At 67.8% G+C, this 19354-nt stretch carries 17 protein-coding genes; 4 read left to right on the forward strand and 13 right to left on the reverse strand.

The window, feature by feature from the left end; all coding sequences use genetic code 11:
- Nucleotides 1-5 precede the first annotated feature (5 nt).
- A complete protein-coding gene (locus IWX81_RS13195; RefSeq protein WP_199281782.1) occupies nt 6-1022 on the forward strand; it encodes a methylenetetrahydrofolate reductase C-terminal domain-containing protein in 1017 nt (338 codons plus the stop codon).
- A gap of 12 nt (nt 1023-1034) precedes the next feature.
- Here the strand turns inward: IWX81_RS13195 and mmuM are convergent, their stop codons facing one another.
- The 10 genes from mmuM to IWX81_RS13245 all read right to left on the reverse strand — a co-directional run bounded on the left by mmuM (nt 1035) and on the right by IWX81_RS13245 (nt 11472).
- A complete protein-coding gene (gene mmuM, locus IWX81_RS13200) occupies nt 1035-1949 on the reverse strand; it encodes a homocysteine S-methyltransferase (RefSeq protein WP_199281783.1) in 915 nt (304 codons plus the stop codon).
- Nucleotides 1946-3577, reverse strand: a complete 1632-nt coding sequence (locus tag IWX81_RS13205) for an ABC-F family ATP-binding cassette domain-containing protein (protein WP_199281784.1) — start codon at nt 3575-3577, stop codon at nt 1946-1948. The genes mmuM and IWX81_RS13205 overlap by 4 nt, the downstream gene beginning before the upstream one ends.
- A gap of 289 nt (nt 3578-3866) precedes the next feature.
- Nucleotides 3867-4412 carry a pyridoxine/pyridoxamine 5'-phosphate oxidase gene (locus IWX81_RS13210; protein ID WP_199281785.1) on the reverse strand — a complete coding sequence of 182 codons (546 nt, stop codon included), beginning with the start codon at nt 4410-4412 and terminating at the stop codon, nt 3867-3869.
- Nucleotides 4409-5179: a creatininase family protein gene (locus IWX81_RS13215; RefSeq protein ID WP_199281786.1), complete on the reverse strand. Its 771-nt coding sequence runs from the start codon at nt 5177-5179 to the stop codon at nt 4409-4411. Before IWX81_RS13215 ends, IWX81_RS13210 begins: the two co-directional genes overlap by 4 nt.
- Nucleotides 5176-6492 (reverse strand): FAD-binding oxidoreductase, encoded by a 1317-nt coding sequence (locus tag IWX81_RS13220; RefSeq protein ID WP_199281787.1) that lies wholly within the window; start codon nt 6490-6492, stop codon nt 5176-5178. Before IWX81_RS13220 ends, IWX81_RS13215 begins: the two co-directional genes overlap by 4 nt.
- A gap of 48 nt (nt 6493-6540) precedes the next feature.
- A complete protein-coding gene (locus IWX81_RS13225; protein WP_199281788.1) occupies nt 6541-7287 on the reverse strand; it encodes an SDR family NAD(P)-dependent oxidoreductase in 747 nt (248 codons plus the stop codon).
- Nucleotides 7288-7322: 35 nt separating this feature from the next.
- A complete protein-coding gene (locus IWX81_RS13230; protein ID WP_199281789.1) occupies nt 7323-8492 on the reverse strand; it encodes an ABC transporter substrate-binding protein in 1170 nt (389 codons plus the stop codon).
- A gap of 94 nt (nt 8493-8586) precedes the next feature.
- A complete protein-coding gene (locus tag IWX81_RS13235) occupies nt 8587-9420 on the reverse strand; it encodes an ABC transporter permease (protein WP_199281790.1) in 834 nt (277 codons plus the stop codon).
- Nucleotides 9420-10202, reverse strand: a complete 783-nt coding sequence (locus IWX81_RS13240) for an ABC transporter ATP-binding protein (protein ID WP_199281791.1) — start codon at nt 10200-10202, stop codon at nt 9420-9422. Before IWX81_RS13240 ends, IWX81_RS13235 begins: the two co-directional genes overlap by 1 nt.
- A 13-nt stretch (nt 10203-10215) precedes the next feature.
- Nucleotides 10216-11472 carry an amidohydrolase family protein gene (locus IWX81_RS13245; protein ID WP_199281792.1) on the reverse strand — a complete coding sequence of 419 codons (1257 nt, stop codon included), beginning with the start codon at nt 11470-11472 and terminating at the stop codon, nt 10216-10218.
- A 259-nt stretch (nt 11473-11731) separates the two neighbouring features.
- On the opposite strand from IWX81_RS13245, the gene IWX81_RS13250 reads away from it, so the two are divergent.
- A complete protein-coding gene (locus IWX81_RS13250) occupies nt 11732-12685 on the forward strand; it encodes a PDR/VanB family oxidoreductase (protein WP_199281793.1) in 954 nt (317 codons plus the stop codon).
- Nucleotides 12686-12693: 8 nt separating this feature from the next.
- On the opposite strand, the gene IWX81_RS13255 is transcribed toward IWX81_RS13250, so the two are convergent.
- On the reverse strand, nt 12694-13962 hold the full coding sequence (locus IWX81_RS13255) for an amidohydrolase family protein (RefSeq protein WP_199281794.1): 1269 nt from the start codon (nt 13960-13962) through the stop codon (nt 12694-12696).
- A gap of 103 nt (nt 13963-14065) precedes the next feature.
- Between IWX81_RS13255 and IWX81_RS13260 the strand changes: the two genes are divergently transcribed.
- Nucleotides 14066-14890: an SDR family NAD(P)-dependent oxidoreductase gene (locus tag IWX81_RS13260; protein ID WP_199281795.1), complete on the forward strand. Its 825-nt coding sequence runs from the start codon at nt 14066-14068 to the stop codon at nt 14888-14890.
- Between the two features lie 34 nt (nt 14891-14924).
- Nucleotides 14925-15854 carry an XdhC family protein gene (locus IWX81_RS13265; protein ID WP_199281796.1) on the forward strand — a complete coding sequence of 310 codons (930 nt, stop codon included), beginning with the start codon at nt 14925-14927 and terminating at the stop codon, nt 15852-15854.
- Between the two features lie 21 nt (nt 15855-15875).
- Here IWX81_RS13265 and IWX81_RS13270 read toward each other — a convergent pair whose 3' ends face one another.
- Both IWX81_RS13270 and IWX81_RS13275 read right to left on the reverse strand, forming a co-directional pair.
- Entirely contained in the window at nt 15876-18488 is a 2613-nt protein-coding gene (locus IWX81_RS13270) for a molybdopterin-dependent oxidoreductase (RefSeq protein WP_199281797.1), read from the reverse strand.
- A complete protein-coding gene (locus tag IWX81_RS13275) occupies nt 18485-19261 on the reverse strand; it encodes an FAD binding domain-containing protein (RefSeq protein ID WP_199281798.1) in 777 nt (258 codons plus the stop codon). Before IWX81_RS13275 ends, IWX81_RS13270 begins: the two co-directional genes overlap by 4 nt.
- Nucleotides 19262-19354: the final 93 nt, after the last annotated feature.

Below are 19354 nucleotides of genomic sequence, written 5' to 3' on the forward strand. Positions count from 1 at the left end.
CAGTCATGCCCCAGCCCCTCCTCGAATGCCCGAAGCACATGGAGTTCGGCCCCTGCGGCGGTGTGAACTTCGACGGCTCCTGCGAAGTCTCCCCAGACCCGTGCACGTTCCTCGGCCTGCCGACTGTGCCGTGGCGTGGAAGTGCGGTCGCAGCCCCGGTCGCGCACTCGAGCGGAGCGGTCGCGATGAGAGAGCTCATGCGCACCCGGCCGATCGTGGTCGCCGACTTTCCCGCGGCCGCCATCGACGCGGCATCCATCGCGGAATGTGCTGCGATCATGCGCGGATCGGTGGATGCGGTGCTGGCGGGCGACGCGGGCAACGCGAGAGTGCAGTTTCCCCCGGCGTACCGGGCTTCTCTGATCCAGGCCGGCGGGCTCCAGGCCTGGAGCGGATTCACCTGCCGCGACCGCAACCGCGTGGCGATGGAAGGCGAGCTCGCGGCGCTGCTCGACGTCGGGGTCGCCGCAGTGCATTGCGTAACGGGGGATCACACCGAGACGGGGGAGCGACCGGATGCCGCACCGGTGTTCGACCTGGACTCCACCCAGGCGGCCGCCCTCGCGAGGTCGCTCGGCCATCTGGTCTCGGTGGGGGAAGCCCCGCTGACCCCGCCCACCGAGCGCAGGCCGGAGCGGCTGCTCGAGAAGATGCGCGCCGGGGCCGAGGTCTGTTTCGTCAACCACAGCGGTGGCGCGGCTCCCGTCGCGGAGTTCATCGCCAGGTCGGCCGCGCTCGGCGTGAGCATGGCGTACGTGCCGTGCATCCCGATCGTGGTGGATCGCGGCAGCGCGGAGCTACTGAGGTCGTTCACGACCATGGCGCTTCCCGAGGGCTACCTCGACCGCATCCTCGACTCCCGTGACCCGTTCACCGAGGGAATCGCCGCCGCCGTCGAGCTCAGCCGCGAGCTACTGCACATCGAGGGTGTCGCCGGCGTCAACCTCTCGGGTGGCGCAGCTCCCGGTCGCTCGGCATGGTTCGCGGAGGCTCTCGCGACCATCTCGCGGCAGTTGCGCTGATCGCGGACGGGATCAGCCCTGCGACGCGAGCGCGTCACGCTGGGCGCGGAGGCTCGCGATCTGCGCGGGGCCCGCGCCGCAGCATCCACCGATCAGTCTCGCGCCGGCGGCGATCCACCGGCCCACGAGGGCAGGATCGTCGACCGGAACGAACTCGCCCTGCCACTCGGCATCCGCGGCGTTCCACGACTGGCCGCTGTTGGCGTAGGCGATGAGGGGCAGGTCGGTGACGGTGGCGGCGCGTTCGAGCAGTTCGCCCACGAACCGCGGGTCTGTGCAGTTCACTCCGATCGCGACGATGCCGGGGATGCCCGCAGCGACCTCGATCGCGGCTTCGATGCTGTCGCCACTCGCGGTGTGCCGCTCATCACGGCACACGAAGGAGAACCACGAGGGGACGGTCTGCGCTGTTGAGAGGGCGCCGGCGATGGCGGTGGCCTCTGCCACGCTCGGGATCGTCTCGATCGCGAGCAGGTCGGGGCGTGAACCGATCAGCACCTCCAGCCGGCTGCGGTGGAAGTCGAGCAGGTGCTGCGCGCTGACGCCGTAGTCACCGTGATACTCGGAGCCGTCGGCACGGGTCGCACCGAACGGACCCACCGAGGCCGCGACCAGCGCCGGGGAGCCGTGGCGACGGACCGCCTCCCTGGCGAGAGCGGTGGTCGACGCGAGCGCGACCTCGGCGGCCGTGCGGTCGAGCCCCATCTGTTCGAGGCCTGTGACGGTCGCCTGGTAGCTCGCCGTGATGAGCACCTCGGCGCCCGAGCGCAGATAGGCGAGATGGGCCTCGACGAGGTCCTCGGGAGATTCCGTGATCAGCCGGCCCGTCCAGAGCGGATGCCGCAGGTCGAAGCCGTGCGCGTCGAGCACCGTCGACAGCCCACCGTCGACGACGGTGAACGGCTGTTTCAGGTCGACCGTGCTCATGCCGGAGCGCGCACGTGCAGCACCGGCGCCGACCATCGACGACGCAGCCAGCGGTCGTGACTGGCGATGACCACGGCACCCGGATACGTCCCGAGGGCGTCCTCGAGCTCGGTCGCCAGCATCAACGAGAGATGGTTGGTCGGTTCATCCAGCAGCAGCAGGTGTGGTGGTCGCGCGATGATGAGAGCAAGGGCCGTGCGCCGCTGCTGGCCGATGGAGAGAGCGCCGACGGGCCTGTCGAGTTCCCGCTCGCTGAGCAATCCGAGCGCCGACAGGGGAGTGGATTCCGCCCGCTCGTCACCGAGGTATCGCGTGTACAGCGCCCGGGGTGTCACGCGGGGGTCGCTCCAGCGCACATCCTGCTCCAGCAGCGCGAACCTCGTGCCCTCGCGACGGGAGAGTGATCCGGAGTCCGGTGTGATGCGACCGGCGAGCACGCCCAGGAGAGTCGATTTTCCGGCGCCGTTCGGGCCGAGCACGAGCAGTCGCTCCTGCGGGTGGATCGACAGCGAGTCGACGGCGAGTCGCGCGCCCACCCGGATGTCGTGCAGTTCGAGCAGGGGCTCCGTGTCGTCGGTCGACAGCGAATCGACCGGGATACCGGCGAAGGTCAGCAGCTCGGGAGGCTGTTCGACCCGCGTCTCCTCGAGCACGTGGATGCGGCCGCGCGCGTCACGCAGGCGATGGGCGACCTGCTTCTCGACCTTGCCGCCCTTGGACTTATGGGCGAGCTTGTCGTTATCGCGGGCCCCGCGGTTATGGGACACCGCCATCCCGCTGACCGACACGACCTCCTCGAGCGCTTCGAGTTCGGCCTCATCGGACGAAAACTGGGCCTCCCAGCGCCGACGATCCGCCGCCTTTTGGGCGAGGTACGCCGTGAACGTACCGCCGCGCCCGTTTCCGCCGAATCGGGTGGCTCCCTTGCCCGACGAATCGATATCGACCAGGTCGGTCGCCACCTCGTCGAGGAAGGCCCGGTCGTGGCAGGCGAAAATGACGACGCCCTTCCACTCGAGCAGGATCTGCTCCAGAAAAACGACCGATGCATCGTCGAGGTGGTTCGTCGGCTCGTCGAGCAGCACCGCGGTCGGCTTGCCGAGCAGCAGAGCAGCAAGGGCGAACCTCGAGCGCTGGCCGCCCGAGACATCGCCGATGGGGGTGTCGAGAGGGATGCCGGCGACCCCGAGACCGGTGAGCAACTCGTCGCGGCGCCTGTCGATGGCCCAGACATCCGCCGCATCCGCGAGCTCGAGCGTCTCGGTGTAGCGCGCCTCGGCGGTGGGATCCGTGGTCATGGCGGCCGCGGCATCCTGCAGCGTCGTTTCGATGCCCCGGTAGTAGCCGATGCCGGCCTCGATTATCGCCGAGAGGGGCTTGGCGGGGTCGATGCGCACCTCCTGCTCGAGAAGTCCGGTGCGTCGGGGGCGCACGAGGCTGCCCCGGTCGGCGCGCTCCTTGCCGGCGAGGATGCGCAGCAGGGTCGATTTGCCCGCGCCGTTCTCGCCGAGCAGGCCGATGCGCTGGCCAGCGCTCGCGGTCAGGCTGATGTCGGAGAAGACGGTGTGGTCTCCGTAGGCGTGGGAGAGTTCACGGGCGCGTAGCGCGATGACGGTTTTGGGTGACACGGTGTTGGTTCCTGTTCGTGTGAACGAATCCCGCCGGGCATAGCCACGGACGCGGGAATGGCAGGAGTCAGAGCTTCACAGGTCTACTTTACGCGGGTCGGCGCCGGTCTGTCGATTCGGGGATGCCGGTGCCGCATCCGACGGAACGCGGCACCCTGCGTTCATAACTCCTGCAGGAGCACGTGGATCCCGACCCGCACGTCCGGAAACCCGGGAGCGTAACGCCCGATGCCCCGCGATCTGCAGGAGTTATGAACGGTGCGCGGCGGATGGCGACCGCACAGCGGGTTCAGCCGGGGAGGTAGCTCGACACCCAGTCGCCGCCGACGAGGGTGAACTCTTCGCGGCGGGACGCGGCGTCCTGGTTGCTGCGCCAGAAGGTGAGGCGCGTGGGTCGCACGAGGAAGCCGATCCACGTGTTCGGCGCCTCGGCGGGAAGCTCGAATGCTGCCCATTGCGATAGCCGTTCGTCGAGCTCGAGCTGCGCGAACTCGGCAGAATTCAGCCACGCGAGTTGCTTGAGATAGGGCGACCTGGCCTCGAAGGCGGCAACGAGCTCGGGGGCCGGAGCCATCTCCGCCCGCCCCTGCACGACGAGCTGGCGGGTGAATCCCGGCCACAGGAAGGTCAGCGCCACGGCAGGATTGGCCGCGATATCCGCGACTTTCCGTGAGCGGGAGTCGGTGTGGAAGTAAAGCCCGTCGCTGTCGAATTCGGTCAGCAGCACGGTGCGCGCATCGGGGATTCCGCTGCCGGACACCGTGGACAGGATCATCTGCGGCCGCTCTGGCTCGGAGTTGGCGGGCAGCCACTCGTCGAGAAGCGGGAAGCTCATCGATTGAACCGCGCGATCTCGCCCAACTCTGCCACGCCTTTCGCGATGGACCGCTCGACGAGCTCCGCGCCCCATTCCGCCGTGGACACCGTGGGGTCGCCGATCACACCCGAGGGGCCGAAGTCGTCAGAGGTCCAGCCGAACGCGACGGCACCACCGTTGAACTTCACGTGCTCGAAGTCCGCGATCTGGTCGGGCACCCAGCGCTCGGCGGGCGAAAGGTCGACGAGGTCAGGCCTGAGCGCCATCACGATCGAGGTCTCGCCGTGGCCGCCATGGATGCCGAATCCGCGCTCATCCGGCCCGTCAGTTCCGTCGCCCGCGGGCACGCTCGCATTCATCAGAAAGGTGCGCAGCCCGTACGCGATCCGGATCTCCCGCAGCGCCACCATCAGCAGCGCCGTGTTGCCGCCGTGCCCGTTGTAGAACACGAGGGTCTTCGCCGGCGTCGCTGCGACGGACTGTCCGATGTCCAGGAGCGTGCGCATCAGCGTGTCCCAGCCGATCCACATCGTGCCGACGGCCCAGTGGTGTTCGTTGGACTTGGTGTACGCGAGGGGCGCGAGTCTCCACACGTCGAGACCGGTGCTCGCAGCGGCATCCACCACCATCGACGACAGCATGTCCGCGATGATCAGGTCGGTGGCGAGCGGCAGGTGAGGGCCGTGGTGTTCGATCGAACCCGTCGGCAGCACGATGATCGAGTCGGCGGTGAGCGTGGATGCCGCGGCCGGCCCCGAGAGTTCGGCGAGTTCGCGCGTGCTCATACCTGGCTTCCCGTCGCGACGCTCGGCCTGGCGAGCAGCTTGCCGGGGTTCAGGAGGCGGCCGGGGTCTGTGACCGCCGCGTGCGCTGCGGTGCGCTCGGGCTCGAAGTCGACGTTCCACTGGTGGGGGTTGTGATACCCGACGCCGAGCGCCGTGAGCCTGTCGAACCCGGCCACGACCTCCTCGGCGGACTCGTAGATGCCGGCGAGCATGCCGATCGGGCGACCCTTCTGGGCCTCGATGTGCAACATGCCCCCACGGTAGACCGCGTGTACTTCGTCGATGCGGTCGATGAGGGCATCCCCGGCGACCTCCACGTGGAAGTAGGTGTTCGGGTAGGCCTTCTGCAGCCACTCGATGGGGTGGTTGTAGCTCATCATGCTGATCTTCATGGAGGTCTGTGCGCCGTCGCGGATGTCGTCGACCCTGCCGCCGGCCGCCTCGACGATGGCGCGGGCCTCATCGAGGGTGGCGACATCCAGGATCGCGCGCAGCGACGCCCGGTCGGCGGGAATGCCGGGGTCGGCCGGCAGCGCATTGGCGAGGGTCGCGAGGTCTGCCGAGACCAGGCGCGGGGTCGGTTCGAGGTCAGCGAACGGGCGGATCACCGAGAGCGCCTGCTCGAAGGTGTCGAAGCTCGCGAAGAACCCGTACCAGTCCTGCAACGGCTCGAGCGCGACAGTCGCCCTGGCGATGATGCCGGCGGTGCCGTAGTTGTGGATGTACGGCTCAGCAGCCTCGCCGTCGACGTGCAGCAGCTCGGCATCCGGCATGGCATGCACCACGTCGAGCCCGAGCACGAACCCCTGGTGGAGCATGCCGTGCTTGATCGACCCTGTGCCTCCCGAGCCACCGGAGATGAATCCGCCGAGAGAGGACTGCGCGGTCGACGGGTACATCAGGATCTGCTGCCCTGCCTTATTCGCGGCGAGTTCCACCGAGACCATGGTGGCGCCGGCCTCGGCGGTGATGAAGCCATCTCCGACCTCGGTGATGGCGCGGGCCCGGCTCATGTCGAGCACGAGCCCCCCTGACATCGGGATGGCCTGGCCGTAGTTGCCGGTGCCCTTACCGCGCGGGGTGACCGGCACGTCATGGCGCACTGACGCGGCGATCGTGGCCGCGATCTGCTCGGCGTTCGACGGATACGCCACGAGGTCGGCGAGCCCGAGCGGGAGCAGCTCGCTGATCACCGGTGACATTCGGGAGCCGTCGACCGATGCGCGTTCCCGAGCGGCGAGCTCGATGCTGACCCCTTTTTCTCCGAGCAGGTCGAGAAGTTCGGCGTGCAGTGCCTCAACGGGGGAAGTCATGGTCTGGTCCTCTGGTGCTCATTCGCTGCGGGTCAGGTTCATTGGGGGTCAATGCATCAGCATCCCACCGGTGACGTTGATCGCCTGCCCGGTGAGATAGTCGGCGTCGGATGACGCAAGAAAGAGCGCGACGGCGGCCACATCCTCGGTGCAGCCGAGGCGGCCGAGCGGTGAATACGACGACCAGGTGTCTATGTCGTCCTGTGTGCGTGTGGCCGCGCCCATCTCCGTGAGGATGTAACCGGGGCACAGGCTGTTCACCGTGATGCCGTGGCATCCCCATTCCAGCGCCGCCACCCTCGTGAGGGCGACGACCGCGGCCTTCGAGGGCGGATACGCTCCCTCGCCGGCACCGCCCTTCTTGGCGGCCATGCTCGCGAGGTTGACGATCTTGCCACTGTGACCGGCGGCGATCATCGAGCGCACGCACACCTGCATCGTGGTGAGCATCGCCCTGGTGTTGATGGAGAACGTCTCGTTCCAGTCCTGCACCGTGAGGTCGAGCAGGGGAGTGAACCGCAGGATGCCTGCACTGTTCACCAGCACGTCGATGCCGCCCATGGCATCCACCGCCGACTGCGTGACGCTCGCGGTAGCGACGGGATCGAGCAGGTCGACGAGATGGAACGTTCCGCCGATCGAGGCGGCTCGGGCCGTTCCCTCATCGACGAGCCGGTCCAGGATGGCGACTGTCGCGCCCTCGCTCGCGAACCGGGAGGCGATCTCGCCGCCGATGCCGCGAGCCCCGCCAGTGACGATGACGCGTTTGCCCGAAAGGCGGTCGGTCGATGTCACTGGCGGGGCTCCTTGCTGCTGTTGCTGTGTGCGGGTTACTTCAGGCCGAGGGACATGTCCACGAACTCGTTCGTGTACAGGTCGGTCGGGGCGAGTCCCTCGGCGATCGTGATGTCCTGTGCGGTGAAGATGGGCTCCACGATGTCGAACAGTTCGGCGACACGGGCGTCGTCGAAATTGCCGAGAGTGTCGTCAGGCCCGTTCGAGACGATGCCGTCCGCGAGCTGGGTCTCGACCGAGAAGTCCGCGACGCCCTGGCTGTAGACCCATCCGGTGTCGTACTGGTCGACGAGGTCGAGGATCAGCGCGTTGGTGGCGTCGAGGGTGGTGCCGTCGTAGTAGTCGATCTCGGCCTGCTGCATGACCGGCACAAGAGCGGTAAGGCAGTCGGCGTACGCGGTGACGTCATCCGGACGTACCGAGACCATGGCCGCATACTTCGGGAAGCCTGCGTCGTTGATCAGCTCGTACTTGACGTCCTTGCCCCACTCCGGCACCTCGTTCTTGTAGATGTACGGCTCGGCCGAGGCGAAGCCCTGCTGTGCCGTTTTGCCGGCTTCAGACACGAACACTGCCGGGGATCCGTCGTACGTGGAGTCGATCTGGTCGGCCGAGAGGATGCCGGCACCGACGAAGTAGTCGATGTAGACGCCGCCGGGGAAGACGCGGATCGGGGCATCCGTCTTGCCGAGGTCGGCAATGGTCTCGACGTCCGGGTAGGTCTCCGGATCCCACATGATCATCTGCGGGTCCTTTTCGAGGGGCTGGAAGACGCCCACGGTCGGCAGGTCGACCGAGTGTGCGATCGCCTCGTCGCTTCCGACATACGCCATGAAGATCGAGTCGTCGCTGTAGAGCTGCGCGTTGGGCTGCGAGAACCCGACGGCCGGGCCGCCCGCGAGGATGGTCACGTTGACGCCGGTGGGCTCGCCGCTGGCCAGGAGCGGGCCGGTGACGGTCTTGTCGGTGGTGTCGACTGTGTAGTCGGAGCCCAGGAGTCCGTACAGGTGGCCGTGCTCGGCCTCGGGGTTCCAGTCCGTCTGGATCTTGATATCGGCCGGGCAGCCAGCGGCGGCCAGGTCGATTGCGCCAGCGGCTGTGGGGCTGGCCGGCTCCTCGGCTGCGGGGGAGCTGCAAGCAGTGAGCGCCAGCGAGCCGGCGACAAGGCCGGTCACGATGATCGCACGCGTACGGGTGATGCGCATGGAATCTCCTTCTGTGGATGTGATTTCTGGGAATGTGATGGGTGGTGCAGGGTCCGACGCATCATTGGGTCAGGTCGTGGGCTGATCGAGTCGATCAGCCGAAGTCGTACCATTTGCCGACGGCGCGTCGACCGAGCCATCCGAAGAAGAGGAAGATCACGACACCGAAGAGCGAGGCGACCAGGACCGAGGCGTACAGCTCAGCGGAGTTGAGTCGGGCGCTGTACTTGGCGATGAGGGCGCCGATTCCGGGCGTACCGCGCTGGAAGAAGAAGTCACCGACGATCGCTCCGACGACACTGAGGCCGGCCGAAATGCGCAGTCCCGCAAAGATCGCCGGAGTGGCGGCGCGCAGTTCGAGCTTGGTCAGGATGGTCCAGCGGGATGCCCCCTGCAGCCTGAACAGCTCGCGATGGGATCGGTCGACGCCCTGCAGGCCGAACAGCGTGTTGCCCACCATCGGGAAGAGCGAGATCATCACGGCAACGACCACGCGCGACGGGAAATCGTAGCCGAGGGAGAAGCCGATCAGCGGCGTGATCGCGATGATCGGGATGGCCTGCAGCACGACCGCGTAGGGGAAGAGTGTGCGTTCCACCCAGCGCGCCTGGCTCATCGCGATCGCCCACACAATGCCGATCGCCGAGGCGAGCACGAGGCCGACGAGTGCGACGAGGGCCGTGTTGCCGAGGGCCTCGAAGATGTCCGGCGCGGTCTTCGGTTCGATGAGCTTGCCGAGCACGACGTGCGGTTGCGGGAGCAGGAAAGCACGCTGGCCGAGCAGCGCGTTGCCGAGGTAGGCCGCTCCGACGAGCGCGGCGAGCAGGGCGATCGGCGGGGCCCACAGCCCCACCTTCGCCGGGCCGAAGTTCCTGCCGCGGCGTCGCAGGCGCTGCGTGGTCACGGTGTCAGCCATAGTGTCGGCCATCAGCGGTGTCCTTCCCTCAGGGCGTGCGAGACCTTGCCGACGAGTTCGGCGAACTCCCCGGTGAATCGGATCTCGGGATCGCGCGGCATGTCGAACGGCACCTCGAAGGTGTCGACGATCCTGCCGGGTCGACCGGACATCACGATCACCTTCGTCGAGAGGTAGACGGCCTCGGTCACGGAGTGCGTGATGAACAGCCCGGCGAACTGCTTCTCGGCGAATAACCTCAGCAGCTCGTCGTTGAGTCGTTCGCGCGTGATCTCGTCGAGCGCACCGAAGGGCTCGTCGAACAGGAAAATCTCGGGGTCGAGCGTCAACGAGCGGGCGAGCGAGGTGCGCATCCGCATTCCGCCGGACAACGCCCTGGGCAGGTGCTTCTCGAATCCGGTGAGCCCGACAAGGTCGATGGCTTCCTTCGCCTTCGCGGCGCGAGCCGCCCTGGGCACGCCGTGCAACTCTGCGAGCAGTTCCACGTTGGCCTGCACGGGCCGCCACGGCAGCAGCGTCGCGTCCTGGAACACGTAGCCGATCCGGTCGGTGTTGAGCTCGAACGAGCCGTGGGATGCCGTCTCCAGCCCCGACGCGATGCGCAGCAGGGTCGACTTTCCGCAGCCGGATGGACCCACGACGGTCACGAACTCTCCCCGTTTGACGGTCAGGTCGACGCCTGAAAGCGCCACCGTGCCATCAGGGAAGGTCATGGCCACGTCACGGAAGTCGAGAAGCGTCGCTGGGTCTGTGGCCGGCATCGCGTCACTGGCGATGGTGGTGGTGGAAGACATGTGTGATGTCACCTCAATTCGATGTGGGGGATAGTTCGAGTGCGAGGGTGTCGATCAGCCTGGGGGCTGCGATGTCGTGCGTCACGCGGGATTGCGAGACGAGCCGCCCGGCGTGGATGACGAACCTGTCGGCGGATGCCGCACCGATCACCTCGGAGAGACTGGACCCGCGCACCGCGAGCAGCTCCGCCCTGGCGCCGACCTCGACTCCGGCGAACGGAAGTGACATCACCGAGCGCGAGCCAGTCGACACCGCATCGTACGCTTCATCGAGCGAGAGATGTGCCGCCGTGACAAGCAGCGATGCCGTCTCCAGCGCATCACTGCGGCCCACCGGGTTGAAGGGGTCGCGGACGTTGTCTGCGCCGGCTCCCACCCGCACCCCGGCATCGATCAGGCTGCGCAACGCGGTGATGCCACGCGGTGTGGAGACCGGGTGATCCCAGCCCTGCAGGTAGAGGTTGGTGATCGGCAGGCTGATGACGCCGATGTCGCTCGCGAGGATCTCGACGATCACCTCGGCGAGCTCGTCAGGTTCGAGGGTGCCGAGACGAACGCAGTGGCCGGCGCTCACCGGAACCGTCCAGTCCCGCACGATCCGCGCGAGCTCGACGATCGTCGGCGTACCGCCCAGTCCTTCGTCGGTGTGCAGGTCTACGCCGACTCCGCGGCGCTCAGCGATCGCCAGCAGGCGCCGGAGATCGTGGCCCGGCGACGGTGCGAGGTGCGGTGCCCCGCCGACGAGGTCGACCCCGAGGTCGAGTGCGGCCTCGACCGTGTCATCCGTGGCATCCGGGCCGGCAAGCGCCACCAGCTCGATGTCCATGAGGTCGGCAAGCTCTGCGCGCACCTGCACGAGAGCCTCGACGCCGCGCAGCGGTTCTGCGCCGACGAGCATGTCGACGTGGCACCGGATGGCGGTCGTGCCGTTGCGCAGCATCGCCAGCGCCTGCTCGCGGGCCCGGTCGGCGATGCTCTCCACCGTCATGACGCTGGAATACGCGCGCCACGATTCGATGGCGCGGCCCAGGTCGCCAGCCGGAGGGTTGATGAGGTCCCAGGAGAGAGCTTTGTCGAGGTGGGCGTGTGGTTCCGCCGGCGCGGTGAGAAGCACGAAGCCCTCGAGGTCGAGCTGCCCTTCCATGACCGGCCGACCGGTCGCGGGTCGCACCTCGCCCACGATGTCGCCGCTCAGCTCCACATCGACGATCGAGCCGTCCGACAGCGTGGCGTTCCTCAGCACGGACAGCTGGCGAGGAAGTGAGGTCACGGTACATCGTCTCTGGGGGAGCGGGCGGAAGCGCAGCCCCCTCACCGTCGGGTTGGCTGCGCGCGAATGTTGATGTGTTCAACAGGAGCGAATCTACGGAGGTCACGTTTCTGGCGTGTGACGCGATCATTTCCACGTATTAATTCCCGGCTCTGGCCACAATACTCCGTGGTAAAAAAGCATGCGTTCTCGACGAAGATGGACTCCGGTGTGCAACCGCATTCCGGCCGTGTGCTCTCAAGGAGAAACCACACCCACTATGAACGCTCTCGACGATTCCGCATTCGACATGGTCGTGACCGCCCGCACGAAGGGCGCGGCCGAGGTCGAATTCATCGACCTCCAGCTGCCGGACGGCGGCCCGCTTCCCCGCTGGCAGCCCGGTGCGCACATCGACCTCCTGCTTCCGGATGGAGATTCTCGCCAATATTCCCTGTGCGGCATACCGGGTTCTGACACGTGGCGCGTCGGTGTACTGCGCGAGCCTGACGGGCGCGGCGGATCACTCTGGGTGCACGATTCACTGCTCGTCGGGGCATCCGTGCGGGTATCCGGCCCGGGCAACCACTTCGAATTCATTCCGGAGCGCGGCACGAGGTATCTGTTCATCGCCGGTGGCATCGGCATCACCCCGCTCTCGGCGATGCTGGCCTCGGCCGCGGCCGTCGGCGTCGACTTCAGGCTCGAGTACGCCGGGCGTTCGCGCGAAACGATGGCGCTGGTCGACGAACTCGTGGAGGCGTATGCCGGCAGGGTGACCGTCTACGCCGGAAACGAGGGCCAGCGGATGGATCTCGCCACCCTGTTCGCCGATCTTCCGCCCTTCACGACCACGTACTGCTGCGGCCCCGCCCGGTTGATCGACGCCGTCGAAGTCGCCGCGACCGGCAGGCAGCTGAAGGTGGAGCGCTTCGAGCCGAAGGAGCTGGGCGAGCCGGTGCTGGCTGAACCGTTCGAGGTGGAACTCGCGTTCTCGGGACTGGAACTGACGGTGCCACCCGAGCGCAGCATCCTGGACGTCGTGGAGGAGGCTGGCGTGCTCGTGCTGTCGAGCTGTCGTGAGGGCACGTGCGGCACCTGTGAGGTGCGGGTGATGGATGGCGAGATCGATCACCGCGACTCGATTCTCACGCCCGACGAGCAGGCCGCCAACGACGTGATGTACATCTGTGTCTCGCGCTCGGCGGGGCCGAAGCTGACGCTCGAGCTCTAGGCCTCGCTTCAGGCACAGCGCGCGAGGCGTCGATCGAGGGCATCGACGATGTCCCTCTCGTCCGCAGCGACCAGCCGGTAATCGCGCACGACGACCCGACCGGCGACCACGACATGCTTCGGGCGCCTGCCCGGATTCGCCCACAGCAGCCCGGCAACGGGGTCGGCTACTCCAGCATCCGCCACCCCGGAGACGTCCCAGACGCACAGGTCGGTGGCCGAGCCCTCGCGCAGGTGCCCGAGCTCCTGGCGCCCGAGCCCGGCGGCCGAGCCCGCGGTCGCCATCGCAAGCACAGTGCGAGCCGGCAGCGGCGCACCGACCAGCGGAGCCACCTGCATGGCGAGCCTCGCATCGGCGAGAAGATGCCCGGCGTCATTGCTGCCACCGCCGCTCGTTCCGAGACCGACCGTGATTCCTGCAGCCTGCAGGGCGGCGACGGGAGCGATTCCCCAGCCCATCGGCAGGTCGCAGCCCGGTGCGTGGGTCGCCGTGATCCCGGATGCCGCCAACCTGAGGATCTCGTCGGCCGTCACGTCGCAGAGGTGCGCGAGAGTCACGTCGGCGGCGAGCCAGCCCCACTCCTCGAGCAGCTCGATCGGTCGCCTGCCGTATTTCTCCAGCGCGATCGCGACATCCACCTGTTCGTTGGCCTGCGTGCGTCGGCGCAGCCCGTGTTTCAGCGCCACCTCGCCGAGCAGTTCGAAGGTCTCGCGGGGGTCGCTGTGCACACCGGCCGGGCCGACGGCGAGCTGCAACATTCCGTCGCCACTGACTCCGCCCGAACCCGGCACGAGCGCCCGAACTATGGCCTCGGACGATGCCGCTGCCTCCTGCGGGTCGTCGCGGGCGGCGCCGCGCACGAACACGAGCCGGCCGCCGAGTGACCGGGCCGCGTCGGCGACCGCGGTCGCGATGGCGACGGAATCTGCACCGGCCGGCCACGTGAGGTGGTGATCTGCCACGGTGGTCACCCCGCTCAGGAGCCCTTCAGCGACCCCGACGGAGGCGGCGGCGGCGGCCAGTTCCGCATCCACTCCGACTCGCGCGTACGCTGCGGCCATCGTCGGCAACCAGTGCGCCATCGGCACCCCGCGAGTGCCGGGCAGCGTGCGGAACGCACTCTGCAGAAGATGGTGGTGCGCGTTGACGAGGCCAGGGGTGACGACGCAGCCGGTCGCGTCGATGACCTCATCCGGAGCCTCGGCGAAGTGCAGGTCGCCGCTCGATTCCGTGACGACGTCGATGACGATCGCTGCCGCATTCGTGAGGGAGAGCATGGTGTCGTTTCTAGCACCGTGATGTGTCGGGCGTATGACGGGCAGTCAGGTGGGGGTGACGCGAACGCTTACGCTGAAAGCTCGCTACGACAGGAGCACGTGAATGCCAGGCAGGACCATCATCATCACCGGCGCCAGCGATGGCATCGGGGCAGCCGCCGCGAGGAAGCTGACTGGCACGGGCGACACGATCGTGCTCGTCGGGCGTTCGCCGCAGAAGACCGAGGCGATCGCGAAAGAACTCGGCGCTCCCTTTCACGTCGCCGACTTCTCGAAGCTGGATGACGTGCGCCAGCTCGCTGAGACCCTCGAAGCCGCCTTCCCCCGCATCGATGTTCTTGCGAATAACGCCGGCGGGATCATGGGCGCGAGGGAGATCACGGTCGACGGTTTCGAGAAGACCTTCCAGGTCAACCACCTCGCACCGTTCCTGCTCACCAACCTGCTCATGCCCACCCTGGTGGCAAGCACTGCCACGGTGATCGGCACGGCGAGTATCGCGAACAAGCTCTATGCGAAGATCGACATCGACGACCTGCAGAACGCCAGGAAATACTCGCCGAACAAGGCGTACGGCGACGCGAAGCTGGCCAACATCCTGTTTGCCAGGGAACTGGATTTCCGCTACCGCGAGCAGGGCATCCACGCTGCGTCCTTCCACCCCGGGGTGATCGCGACCAACTTCGCCGCCGACAGCTCGAGCCCCCTGCGCATCGTCTACCGCTCGGTGTTGAACAGGTTCCTCGGGTCTGCCGAGACCGGCGCCGACACCCTGGTGTGGCTCGCCACCACCCGCCCCGGCGTGGACTGGCCACTGGGGGAGTACTTCAGCAAGCGTCGGGTGACGAAGGCCAATCCCCAGGCCTACGAATCGGGCCTCGCGAACGGACTGTGGGAGCGCAGCGCCGACATGGTGGGGCTTTCGTAACGACAACGAAACGCGAATGTGCGACGCTTGGCGCATGTTCGACATCGCCGATCGTCTTCTCGCCGCAGTGGATGCCGGGCGCACGCTCGTCGTGGCGACGGCCGTCGCGATCGATGGCAGCGCGCCCCGCACCGTCGGAACGTCGATGGCGTTCGACGGCCTCGAGGTCATCGGCAGCATCGCCGGGGGCTGCGTCGAGGGTTCCGTGGTCGAGACCTGCGAGCTCGTGCTCGAGGATGGCGTGGCCCGCACCATCGACTTCGGCGTCAGTGACGAGACCGCGTTCAGCGTGGGTCTCACGTGTGGCGGGGCGTTGCGCATCCACGTCCAGCTCGTCACGGCGGCGATCGTTGCCGCGCTCCGCGACCGTACGAGCATCACCACCATCGTGTGCGACAGCGACGGGAACACCACAGACGTGTTCGTCGAGCACCCTCCGATCAGGCCCAGGATGATCATCTTTGGGGCCATGGAGTTCTCGGTTGCCCTGGCCCCGGCAGCGGCGGCACTCGGCTACCGCGTGACGGTATGCGACCCCCGGCCGCTGTTTGCGACATCCGCCAGGTTCCCCACGGCAGAGGTCGTGGTCTCGTGGCCTACGGACTACCTGGCGGCGACAGAGGTCGACGAGCACACTGCCATCTGCATCCTGAGCCACGACGCCAGGTTCGACGCCGAACTCGTCGCGCTCGCGCTCGAACTCCCCGTCGCTTATGTCGGCGCCATGGGCTCCCGCAACACTCACGACCGTCGCGTGGCCTCGCTGCACGAACGCGGTGTCAGCGAGTCTGCGATGCTGCGCCTGCACTCGCCGATCGGGCTCGACCTCGGTGCCAGCACCCCCGAGGAGACGGCGGTATCGATCCTCGCCGAGGTGCTCGTCGCGCGAACCGACAGCACGGCCCTGCCGCTGGCCGTGACGACCGGAGCGATCCACACAGTCTCGCGCGAGGTCAGCGCCTGAGAGTCAGCCTTGCTGCGCGTCTCAGCCTTGCTGAGTGGATGCCAGCCGCCAGAGCCGATCGCGGGACATGGGCAGCTCGAAGCTGCGTACCCCCATCGCATCCCTGATCGCGTTGGCGAGGGCCGGCGCTACCGGGTTGTACGGAGCTTCACTCATCGACTTCGCCCCGAGCGGTCCCAGGGGGTCGTAGGTCTCGGCGAACAGCACTTCGGTGACCGGCAGGTCGACGAATCTCGGCACGTAGTAGTTGCGCAGGGCGGTGGTCGTGACCCGGCCTTCGCCGTCGAGCAGCACCTCCTCGAACAGCGCGCTGCCGATGGCCTGCGCCGTGCCGCCCTCGATCTGCCCCCGCAGTTGCTCGGGGTTGAGCACCACCCCGGCATCCGCCGCCTGGATCGACTGCAGGATCTGCACCTCGCCGGTCGCCGGGTTCACGGCCACCCTGAACGCGTGCACGTTGAAGGAGACGCTGCGCGGGGTGCCGTCGTGATCCGCCGTGGCAGACAGCCCGACGGAGAGACCGTCGCTCGCGATCGCGTCGCGCAGCTGCTCCGCCGCGACCAGCAGGGCTTTGCCCGCGACGACGACCCCGGCCGAGCCGAAGGCGCCGGTGTCGTAGCTCGTGGCATCGGTATCGGACTGCCTGATCCGGATGCGGTCGACCGTGGTTCCGAGCGCCGTCGCGACGAGCTGGGTATGCACGGTGGTCGTGCCGTTACCGAACTCGGCAGTGCCGACCGCGATCTCGAAGACGGGTTCGGGCCCGGCCTCCAGCACCGTCACCGTCGCCGTCGCGAAGTGCCCGCGCGGGGCGATGGTCGCGATCATCGCGAGGGCCATACCCGTGCCGACCTGCCAGCCCTGCGGCCCCGTGAGACTGTGGTCGAGTGCGGCCTCGGCGAGATCCAGGCACTGGTCGAGGCCGTAGCTGGCCATCGACAGGTCGCTCTGGGCCTCGGCGTCGGTCACGACGAAGTTGTCGCCGGGGACGATCACGTTGCGGCGGCGGAGCTCGAACGGATCGATGCCGAGCTCCCGGGCCAGCTCATCCAGCGCCGACTCGATCGCGTAGATCACCTGCCCGAGCCCATAGCCGCGGAAGGCACCCGACGGCAGGTTGTTCGTGTAGACCGACTGCGCATCCACCCGCTTATTGGCGCAGCGGTACACCTCGACTGATTCATGGATCGAGTGGAACATGACGCCGATGCCGTGGTTGCCGTATGCACCGGTATCCATGAGCTGGTCGACGGCGAGGGCGGTCAGCGTGCCGTCGGCGGTCGCGGCGACGGTCACAGAGACCTGCATCGGATGCCGCGTCGGAGCCAGGGTGAATTCGTCCTCGCGGGTGAACTCGTACTGCACGGCCCTCCCGGTCTTCAGCACGGCGAGGGTGACGAGGTCTTCGGTGAGCAGCTCCTGCTTTCCGCCGAATCCGCCCCCGACCCTGGCCGTGAACACGCGCACACCCTCCGGCTCGAGCCCGAAGATGTGGCACAACTCGTCGCGGACCAGGAAGGGGACCTGGCTCGACGTGCGCAGCACGAGCCGGCCGTCCCCGTCGATCCACCCTCTCGCGGCGTGGGTCTCGAGCGCGACATGGTTGACGCGCTGGGTGGTCCAGGTGCCGCTGACGGAGGCCGCGGCGCTTGCGACCGCGGCGTCGACGTCACCGAGCTCGCCGTGGAACTCGGCCACGGTATTGCGTTCGGGGGCAGCGATGCGCGCCTCCGGTCCCTTATCGCCGTGCACCAGCGGTGCGCCGGGCTCCCGTGCGAGCCGGGGATCGAAGACCGCGCGCAACACCTCGTAGTCGACAGCGATGGCCGCAAGAGCGAGCTCGGCGATGCGGACGGTGTCGGCAACCACTGCGGCGACCCGCTGGCCGCGGAACCTCAGCACCCGGTCGAAGACGAGCGAATCATCCGGATCATCGTTGCGATCCTCGTGTCGGCCCGTCGAAAAGTGCACGCCGGGAGAGTCGAGGTGGGTCAGCACGGCATGTACGCCGTCCATGGCTTCGGCGGCCGTCGCATCGATCGATTCGATCCTGGCGTGCGGATGGGGGCTGCCGAGCACCGCAAGATGCACGAGCCCCGTCGTCTTCACGTCGAGCGTGTACGGCTCGGTGCCGGTGACGACGCGCATGGCTGCCGGGGGAGCGATGGATGTCCCTGCCGCGTGTCCCGCGCTCGCCGTGACGGTGTTGGAGACCCCGGTGATCGCGTCGTGGATGGACCGGTAGCCGGTGCAGCGGCAGAGGTTGCCCTTCAGCAGCCGCGGCAGGTCGTCGTGATCGTCTTCGGTGAAGGTGGATGCCGTGACCACGAGCCCGGCCGTGCAGAATCCGCACTGGAACCCGCCAGCCGCCACGAACGACTGCTGCATGGGGTGTGGAGCATCCACGGTTCCGAGCCCGGACACCGTGGTGACGCTGGAACCCTCGAGCCTGTGCACGGGGACCAAACAGGAGTGCACGGGGCCGCCGTCGAGCAGCACGGTGCACGCGCCGCAGTCGCCGGCGTCGCAGCCCTTCTTGACCTCGAAGTGGTCGAGCTCTCGAAGCAGGCTGCGCAGCACCTGGCCCGGCTGCGCGACGGTCTCGACGGGCTCATTGTTCACGCTGAACTTCATGACAGCTCCTGCCGGATCTGCTCGGCGAAGAGCAGGCTCATCGCCCGGCGCCAGTCGGGGGAGCCGTGCGGGTCGTCGTACCAGTCGTCGATCGCATCGACGGAGGATGCCACATCCTCAGCACTCGGTGCGACGCCGAACCTCAGCTGCCGGGGTCGGGTCGTGCCACCGCTCACGGTGATGACCGTCTCGCCCGAGGCATCCATCCGACCGATCACGAGCGTGCCGGTGCGCCCCATCGACGACCGGGAGATGCGCCGGAAGGCTGTGCGATGAAGGGATGCCGCCGGAATCTCGATGGCGCGCAGGATCTCGTCGGCAGCGAGCGTGGTTGTGACGACCCCGGTCACGAACTCGGCGACGGGTTCGCGGCGCTCGCCGCCGTCCGCGGTCCAGATCACGGCGACGCCGTCGAGGGCCGAGGCGAGGGAGGTCATCGGGCCGGCGGGCAGGGCGAGGGCGATGTTGCCGCCGACTGTCGCTGTGCGCTGGATCTTCCAGGATGCGAGCAGGGAGTCCGCGCACTGCTCGAACAGCGGCTCGGGCAGCGCCCTGAGCGTCTCGATCGTGCAGGTCGCGGCGATGGTGAGGGTGTCCGTAGTGCGCGTGACCGGTTCCCAGCCCATGCCGGTGAGGTCGAGGATCCCGGTCAGCCCGGGCTGTGGCTCGGAATACAGCCAGGTGCCGCCGCCCATGGCGCGCTCGCCCGGGCCCAGCACCACGTCGGCGCGGGAGTGGGCCACCCGCACCTCGCGAACGTCGATCAGATCCATAGTCCTCCGAGTCAACAGCATGGCCTCCGAGTCAACAGCATGGATGTGTCGCCGGTGTAACGCCGTGGTGCGTGTCTGCTGCCAACCTCCTGC

It is taken from the genome of Salinibacterium sp. CAN_S4 (genome assembly GCF_015752305.1).
In the GTDB taxonomy this organism is placed as follows: Bacteria; Actinomycetota; Actinomycetes; order Actinomycetales; family Microbacteriaceae; genus Rhodoglobus.

Coding starts and splice junctions, on each gene's coding strand:
- IWX81_RS13230 (WP_199281789.1), bottom strand. CDS start 8,492: ATGCGCATCACCCGTACGCGTGCGATCATCGTGACCGGCCTTGTCGCC.
- IWX81_RS13270 (WP_199281797.1), bottom strand. CDS start 18,488: ATGAAGTTCAGCGTGAACAATGAGCCCGTCGAGACCGTCGCGCAGCCG.
- IWX81_RS13240 (WP_199281791.1), bottom strand. CDS start 10,202: ATGTCTTCCACCACCACCATCGCCAGTGACGCGATGCCGGCCACAGAC.
- IWX81_RS13260 (WP_199281795.1), top strand. CDS start 14,066: ATGCCAGGCAGGACCATCATCATCACCGGCGCCAGCGATGGCATCGGG.
- IWX81_RS13255 (WP_199281794.1), bottom strand. CDS start 13,962: ATGCTCTCCCTCACGAATGCGGCAGCGATCGTCATCGACGTCGTCACG.
- IWX81_RS13235 (WP_199281790.1), bottom strand. CDS start 9,420: ATGGCCGACACTATGGCTGACACCGTGACCACGCAGCGCCTGCGACGC.
- IWX81_RS13210 (WP_199281785.1), bottom strand. CDS start 4,412: ATGAGCTTCCCGCTTCTCGACGAGTGGCTGCCCGCCAACTCCGAGCCA.
- IWX81_RS13250 (WP_199281793.1), top strand. CDS start 11,732: ATGAACGCTCTCGACGATTCCGCATTCGACATGGTCGTGACCGCCCGC.
- IWX81_RS13265 (WP_199281796.1), top strand. CDS start 14,925: ATGTTCGACATCGCCGATCGTCTTCTCGCCGCAGTGGATGCCGGGCGC.
- IWX81_RS13195 (WP_199281782.1), top strand. CDS start 6: ATGCCCCAGCCCCTCCTCGAATGCCCGAAGCACATGGAGTTCGGCCCC.
- IWX81_RS13215 (WP_199281786.1), bottom strand. CDS start 5,179: ATGAGCACGCGCGAACTCGCCGAACTCTCGGGGCCGGCCGCGGCATCC.
- mmuM (WP_199281783.1), bottom strand. CDS start 1,949: ATGAGCACGGTCGACCTGAAACAGCCGTTCACCGTCGTCGACGGTGGG.
- IWX81_RS13220 (WP_199281787.1), bottom strand. CDS start 6,492: ATGACTTCCCCCGTTGAGGCACTGCACGCCGAACTTCTCGACCTGCTC.
- IWX81_RS13275 (WP_199281798.1), bottom strand. CDS start 19,261: ATGGATCTGATCGACGTTCGCGAGGTGCGGGTGGCCCACTCCCGCGCC.